This is a genomic window from Brevibacillus panacihumi W25, from assembly GCF_000503775.1.
GTDB classification, from domain to species: Bacteria; Bacillota; Bacilli; order Brevibacillales; family Brevibacillaceae; genus Brevibacillus; species Brevibacillus panacihumi_A.
Genome location: NZ_KI629782.1, coordinates 2,373,835 through 2,381,078, shown reverse-complemented (window position 1 = coordinate 2,381,078; position 7,244 = coordinate 2,373,835). Strand labels below are relative to the sequence as shown.

The 7,244-nt window shown below is 51.6% G+C and carries 7 protein-coding genes (1 of these 7 running past the window's edge); 5 read left to right on the top strand and 2 right to left on the bottom strand.

Annotated elements, in window-relative coordinates:
• From T458_RS40650 to T458_RS57585, 3 genes are all read left to right on the top strand, one after another.
• On the top strand, positions 1 to 1,140 hold the 3' portion of the coding sequence (locus T458_RS40650) for a sensor histidine kinase (protein ID WP_023556799.1). The gene continues 150 nt to the left of window position 1, outside the view; only the last 1,140 of its 1,290 coding nucleotides appear in the window; its start codon lies off the left edge, out of view; it ends in the stop codon at positions 1,138 to 1,140.
• A 104-nt stretch (positions 1,141 to 1,244) separates the two neighbouring features.
• A complete protein-coding gene (locus tag T458_RS57590) occupies positions 1,245 to 1,826 on the top strand; it encodes a hypothetical protein (protein ID WP_252989805.1) in 582 nt (193 codons plus the stop codon).
• A gap of 3 nt (positions 1,827 to 1,829) precedes the next feature.
• Positions 1,830 to 2,150 (top strand): hypothetical protein, encoded by a 321-nt coding sequence (locus tag T458_RS57585; protein ID WP_252989804.1) that lies wholly within the window; start codon positions 1,830 to 1,832, stop codon positions 2,148 to 2,150.
• A gap of 45 nt (positions 2,151 to 2,195) precedes the next feature.
• On the opposite strand, the gene menC is transcribed toward T458_RS57585, so the two are convergent.
• Entirely contained in the window at positions 2,196 to 3,344 is a 1,149-nt protein-coding gene (gene menC / locus T458_RS40640) for an o-succinylbenzoate synthase (RefSeq protein WP_023556798.1), read from the bottom strand.
• Positions 3,345 to 3,519: 175 nt separating this feature from the next.
• Between menC and T458_RS40635 the strand changes: the two genes are divergently transcribed.
• Both T458_RS40635 and T458_RS40630 read left to right on the top strand, forming a co-directional pair.
• Positions 3,520 to 4,191, top strand: coding sequence for a LytTR family DNA-binding domain-containing protein (locus tag T458_RS40635; RefSeq protein ID WP_023556797.1), 672 nt, complete (start codon positions 3,520 to 3,522; stop codon positions 4,189 to 4,191).
• Between the two features lie 144 nt (positions 4,192 to 4,335).
• The gene (locus T458_RS40630; RefSeq protein WP_023556796.1) at positions 4,336 to 5,850 is read left to right on the top strand and encodes an acetyl-CoA hydrolase/transferase family protein; all 1,515 of its coding nucleotides are present in this window, start codon (positions 4,336 to 4,338) and stop codon (positions 5,848 to 5,850) included.
• Positions 5,851 to 5,916: 66 nt separating this feature from the next.
• Here the strand turns inward: T458_RS40630 and T458_RS40625 are convergent, their stop codons facing one another.
• On the bottom strand, positions 5,917 to 7,197 hold the full coding sequence (locus T458_RS40625; RefSeq protein ID WP_023556795.1) for an acyl-CoA thioesterase/bile acid-CoA:amino acid N-acyltransferase family protein: 1,281 nt from the start codon (positions 7,195 to 7,197) through the stop codon (positions 5,917 to 5,919).
• Positions 7,198 to 7,244 lie beyond the last annotated feature (47 nt).

Here is a 7,244-nt window from a genome sequence, read left to right as displayed (position 1 = left end):
CTGGTACACGACCCGTTTCCCCGGCTGCAAGGGAGGGACGAAGCACCTTTCCCCTACAATCGCCAAGAGCGCAAGAAATTCGCTGATTTAGACCGCAGATACGTGCTCCTGGTCTGGGGGAAAGACGGCACATTCATCGGAAACGCGTTCGGGGAAAGAATGGACCCTGATGATTTTATCCAGTTTCGGCCGACGGGGATCGAGAATCGAATCGAGACGATGACCGTCAATCAGCATACATTTCGCGTCTATACGGTCAATGTTCCCAAAAAGACGCTGGTGGATAACCGGATGCAGCTATCGCGGCAATTCCAGCTGATCTACGACCTCGCCCCGGAGCAAAACATGTTGAATAGCTTGTTGTACGTCGTACTGGTCGGCAATGTGATCAGTATTGTCATCGCGGTCGTGGCGGGCTGGTTCTTGGCAAAAAGAGCATTGGTGCCGATACAGAAATCTTGGGAGAAGCAACAGCAGTTTATCGCAGATGCTTCCCATGAGCTGCGCACGCCATTGACAGCCATCCTGGTCAATCTGGAGCGGTTGTTCCGGCATCCGGATCACACGATTGAGCAGGAGAGCGAAAAAATCATGATCGGCATGCAGGAAGCAAAGCGTCTGAGCCATCTCGTCTCCGACTTGTTGACTCTGGCCAGAAGCGATTCCAATGAGCTGCAGATTATGAAGAAAAAATTCAATATCGATGTAGTGGTGGAAACCTGCACACATGTGTTTACGCAAATGGCGATAGCCAAGGAAGTGAGCATGGAGACCAAAATTGAAAAGCCATTGGAAATGGTGGGCGATGAGGAACGCATCCATCAGTTGTTGGTGATATTGCTGGACAACGCGTTGAAATTCACGCCGGAAAAGGGGAGCATCTATGTCTCCAGCCAGCAGGAGGGACAACGGATCGTTATCATCGTCCAGGATACGGGCGTGGGTATTCCCAAGGAGGACATTCCATTCGTCTTTGACCGCTTCTACCGCGTGGACAAAATGCGAACCAAAGCGACAGAGGGGACCGGACTCGGTCTGTCTATTGCCAAGTGGATCGTAGATGCCCACGAGGGAAAAATTCAGGTAAGCAGCGAAGAAGGCGAGGGAACGACCTTCACTGTAACATTGCCAGTAAAATAAGGAAGTCGATCTCGAATCAGGGGTCGGCTTTATTTTGCACACTTAACAAACTTAAATATATGTTATATTATAAAAATAAGCATTTGGAAAAAGGAGGAACCCCCATGAGGATGTTGGATGATTATTTGGAGCTTGGTGTCGTAGCGATGGCAAGAGCTGCTGAAGACGGATGGTTTAGCGGTCACTACGGTGCAGCGCTTTTGGCCGGGTATTTCATGTCACGCGATTATGAGCTGCCGGAGCACGTCAAGGAGGGAATTGAGCGGACGTGTGAATCCTTTCGCCTATTGAAGCCGGCATGGTTTGTACCGCTGGAAAAGGAAGAGAAGGCAGACCCGACTCTGCCGGAAGCAGTAATAGCGGGTCTGGGCGAGAACGTTAAAAGGCTGCGCACTTCCGGACATGGCCTTGCTTTGGGGGTATTGGCGCTCAGAGCGCTGCGGGAGCGGCCGGATCTGATTCAGCCGCGGATTGTCACCGGTCTCGTCACGCTGCTGAAGGCGACGACTGAGGATCGTCCGAATCGCTACTGGGGAATATCGGACTACGGCATGGTTACTGAAGATGACATCTCGGGAATTCCTTCCTATCAGACGCCTGCAGCCATGGCAAAGCATACGTTCGCGGAATTGCAGACGGTCATTCCCAATCGCGTGATCGAGGGACAACGCTACTTTTTTGAGTGAGAAGTGACACATAGCATCACACATGCGGATGCTTTGGTGCATCTGGATCGCTTCGGGTATGCCGATTTGGCCCAGGCAGGCATCCGCAACCATCGTGTGCAGATGCACTTGAATCGGCAGCGCCCAGATTTTGTGCTGGATGACGAGGTAAAAGAACCGGCATTCACCTCCATATTCTCGCCTTTATACTGGGAAAAAACCTATCGTGATCCGCATGCGCTGAAACTTCCCTACGCAGCACTCGCCCTGCTCCAGCAGCTTCCGGAAGAGGAGCGTGCAGAGGCGGAGAAAAACGTCTGCAAGATCCTCACCATCACGGAGTAAGAAAACAGGGAGCCCAGCAGCATGGGTCTCCCTGTTTTGTTTGGATTACCAATTTGGAATCTGAGTCGTGGTCGATGCCCGGTCGGCAAAATAGCTCTTATGCTCCACGAGCGCGCTGCGAATGGCGGCTTCATTGATCGAAAAGCCGATCCCTGGAGCGGTCGGGACATCCAGCACGCCGGGTTTGGCAAAATCAATCATTGGCGTGACGATATCCTCTGCAAAATAGCGGTTGGATGGCGAAGTATCACCCGGAATCGAGAAGTTGGCCAATGACGCAATTGCGATATTGTGCGCGCGGCCTATTCCTGCCTCAAGCATCCCGCCGCACCAGACAGGAACACCATGAGCTTGGCACAAGTCATGGATTCGCTTGGCTTCGGTCAGTCCGCCTACGCGCCCAATCTTGATGTTGATGATCTGGCAGCTTCCAAGACCAATGGCTTTACGGGCGTCTTCTACCGTATGGATGCTCTCATCCAGACAGATCGGCGTTTTCAATTCGCGCTGTAAAGCAGTGTGGTCGATGATGTCGTCATGAGCGAGAGGCTGCTCGATCATGATCAGTCCAAATTCGTCCAGTTCCTTCAGCATCTCGAGGTCGTTCAGGGTATAGGCGGAATTGGCATCTGCCATCAGCGGCACGTCCGGTCCGAATTTCTGCCGAATGGCGCGCATCGGCTCAACGTCGAAGCCAGGTTTGATTTTTACCTTGATCTTTTTGTAGCCATCGCGGATAAAGCCCTCGACGCGTTGGAGCAGCTTATCAACTGTTGGCTCAATACCGATGCTCACTCCCACGTCAATCGCAGCTCGCGACCCACCCAGGGCTTGCGAGAGGGAAAGGCCTTGCTGTTTCGCGTAGAGATCCCAGACAGCGCCTTCCAGTGCGGCTTTTGCCATGTTGTTGCGCCGCATCCAGGAGAAGATGCGGGACACTTCATCGGGATGCTCAATCTCGCGCGTGAACAACTGTGGAATCAAATACTTCTCCAGCATGTACCAGACGGTGTCCACATCTTCCTCATTGTAGACGGGCACGTCCATCGCGACACTTTCGCCGAAGCCGACATGGGCGCCGCTGTATGTCCGGACGAGTATGCATTCCTTGTGTGTCTCCACGCCCATGCTGGTCTCAAAAGGCGAGCGCAACGGGATTTTAATGCGTTGCAGGTCGATCCGTTCCAGTTTCATGGTAATCAGTCCTCCTTGGCTCCATCACTTCATATACCAACAATTTCCTTCATAATAGCATACGTACCCATTCAAATCGTTCAAAAAGTTGGTAAGACAAGGTTGCGTTGCGAAGGCAAAATTATGGTTAAATGAAAGAAGAAGCAAGAGAGAAAATAGGAGGAGAGGAATCATCATGGACAACACCTTGGTGCCAGAAGTGTTGCAAATGGTAGGTCAAGTGATTCCTGAAGGCGTATCCATCGCTATCTCGGACGGGAACCAGTATGTCTACTACCAGCCGAGCAAAGCCATTGATCTGAAAATCGTACCGGGCGACCGGGTACGTGAGGGTTCAGCGACACATAAAGCGCTCGAAGTAAAAAGCAAAGTGGCTTATCACGTCGAAAGCCGCGTCTTTGGCGTCCCATACTACGGGATCTCGCTGCCTGTGATCTCGCAGGGGCATGTGGAGGGATGCATTACCGCGATCTATGCCCCGAGTGCCATGCCGATTGTTCCAGCCGGACCGCGCCTGTCCTTTTTGGTCGGAAGAGATGAGAATGGCTGGCTCCCGATCCCCGTCAATGAAATCATGTACATCAGCTCCAACGAAGGGAAAACACGGCTGCATACCGTGAATGGAGCCTATGTAAACAAATACAATATGGCTGAACTGGAGTGTATGCTGTCTCCAGGCCAGTTTGTTCGCTGTCACCGTTCTTATTTTGTCAATCTGGAAGCGATTCGCTTCATTCACCCGCATTTTCACTCCACGTTTATTTTGGAGATGAAGGATAAGGCCAAAAGCCGTGTTCCTGTAAGTCAATCGTATGCTAGTTCCTTCCGGCAATTACTCGGTTTTTAGGGCATGTTTTGCTGGCGTATTCATCTGCAAATTTTCTCGTTTATAGCCAGATTTTCTGCTTCGTTTGAAATTGAGTGCCCGCTCAGTCGTCCTGTGCTAGCTTAGTAACAACAAGATTATGTAGGAACAAGGGGGATCTCAATCATGTGGGAGCGCTTACGCGATAAACGATTGGCAGATAAAATCGTCACGGCTGATGAAGCAGCGAGTTGGATCGAAGATGGCATGACCCTCGGTTTGAGCGGATTTACACGTGCTGGAGATGCCAAGCAGGTCCCCATTGCTTTAGCAGAACGGGCAAAAAGAGAGAACAAACCTTTTGGGGTAAATGTATATACAGGAGCTTCTTTGGGAGCAAACGTCGATACGCTCATGGCAGAAGCAGGCATTGTCAAAAAACGTCTGCCTTTCCAAGCAGATGCTACCATGCGTAAAAAAATCAACGACGGCAGCATCATGTTCGTCGACCAGCATCTGTCGCACACGGCTGAGATGGTTCGCTCCGGAGTCATGGGCGAGATCGATTACGCCATTGTGGAAGCGGTTGCAATCACGGAAGACGGTATGATTATTCCGACGACTTCCGTGGGAAACTCGAATATTTTTGTGGAACAAGCAAAGCATGTCATCATTGAGCTGAACATGGCACAGCCGATGTCGATGGAAGGCATCCACGATATTTATACGCCTGAAGCGCAAGGGGAGCGCGGACCGATTCCGATCACATCTGTAGATCAACGCATTGGAACCATCGGGATTCCCGTCGATATGGACAAGATCAAAGGGATTGTCATCTCCGAGCAGATCGATTCGCCGTCCACCATCGTAGAACCGGACGCGGAGACAGCACAAATCGCAGCGCATCTGATTGCGTTCCTGCGTGAGGAAGTTGCACAAGGCCGCTTGCCGAAAAACCTGGCACCGCTGCAATCCGGGATCGGTTCGGTAGCCAACGCTGTGTTCAACGGATTTTTGGACTCCGAATTCACGGATTTGACCGTTTTCTCCGAGGTTTTGCAGGATGCGGTGTTCGATTTGTTGGATGCAGGAAAAATCGCATTTGCGTCCGGCTGTTCGATCACGCTGACGGAAGAGAAGATGAAGCATGTGACAGAGAACTTCTCCAAATATCGTGACAAGCTCGTCCTGCGTCCGCAGGAAATTACGAACCATCCGGAACTGATTCGCCGTCTCGGTCTGATCGCGATCAATACCGCTCTGGAAACCGATATTTACGGCAATGTCAATTCGACGAATGTCCTGGGCACGAAAATGATGAATGGCATCGGCGGTTCCGGCGATTTTGCCCGCAACGCTCGCCTCGGCATCTTCGTCACCAAGTCCATTGCCAAAGACGGCAAAATCTCCAGTATCGTTCCGTTCGTCTCCCATGTCGACCATACGGAGCATGACGTCGATGTCATCGTGACCGAGCAGGGTCTGGCAGATCTGCGTGGACTGGCGCCTCGTGAGCGGGCACTCAAGATCATCGACAACTGCGCCCACCCGATGTACCGCGATCAGCTTCGCGCCTACTACGAGGAAGCGCTGACGCGCGGAGGACATACGCCGCACGTATTGGAAAAGGCTTTTGCCATGCATACGCGTTTTGCACAGGAAGGCACCATGCTGGAAAGACAGCCGGTGCTTAGCCGATAAAGGAAAACCCGCCAGGCAGAGTTGCGATGGCGGGTTTTTGCATGGGAAGGACCATTAAGCTCAGTTTTAGAGCTGTTCCAGAAACGCCAGGATGTGGTGCCAGGAGTCTTTTGCAGCATGCGCATTGTTTTTGGCCGTACCGCCATTCATCCGTAGATTCGTTGTCGGGATGTAGGGGAAGCGAATCCCATGTCCGACATCTTGATAATCCAGATGGAGGCAGCTGTGGGGGAATTCATGCTCGGCTAGGCGTTGTACCATTCTTTTGCAATGAAGGGAGGAGGGCCACCAATGGTCATCATCGGAGGAAATCAACAGCAGGGGGCCGTTTATCTTTTCCACCGGGATCGAGGCATGTTCCAGCATGATTTGGTCTGAGAAGCATGCACCATGAATCGCATCAACTCGCTTGCCTTCTTCCAAATTTTTTCTAAATTCCATGCATTGCTCTTCCGTTAACGGAATAAAAGGCAATGGCTTGCCCTGATAGGACCAGGAGGATTGCGGACAGTATACGTCAGGGGCATCCTCAGCGGTAGAGGAGCCGATACAGACGGTTGAAGTAGGGCTGGATGCGATCACTCCGCCAATTTGGGGAAAGGTTGCGCCTAGCACGAGAGCCAGCTCAGCGCCCTTCGATCGACCGAATACTACGATCTTTCTGGAACGGAAAAAGGGCTGGCCTTTGATCCATTCCATAGCCTTATGAGCATACTCCAGCGGAATGTTTCGGATTTCTTGAGGGAGGTGCTCCAGATTGTAATAGGCCAAAGCCAAAGCGGGGTAACCATGGGAAGCATACAAGGCGGCAAATTGCGAGGAGGTATGAAGCCCGCCTTCACTGCCGCTGAGAGTGATGAGAATGGGGGAGTCTGATGATAAGCTCTGTGGCGAAGAAAAGAATCTGCCCACGATACCATTTTCCAGAACATCTCTGGTTTCAACATCAGGGGAAAGGAAGAGTCTGGTTAGTTCTGCGTGCGCCACTACCTCTCCGGCCACTTCTGCTGTAAAGGTCACCGCACCAGAACGGGGAGAGCAAGGCACCTGTTCCAGTTGATTGAAAAGATGAAAACGCAGCTTGCTCACCTTCATGGACCAAAACAGTCCCATTGGATCTGGATCACGGTATGTACCTTCAGTGGGTGCTTGCGTGGCCAGATCAACATTGCCGTCACTGTCGGCGAGGAACACGGCATAAGACGTCGCTTCGAGTTCTCCTCCCAACATGCCTGAGTTTGTGGCCCTGATCGTTACAGGCTCGCCGGGCTGAAAACCAGTAAGTCTAATGGATACATGTTGGTCTAATAAGATGGTTTCTGGGTGGATATGTATGGCTGGTTTCATAATATCCCTCTTCCTGAAAGTAAAAATTTACCTTAATTGTACAATGC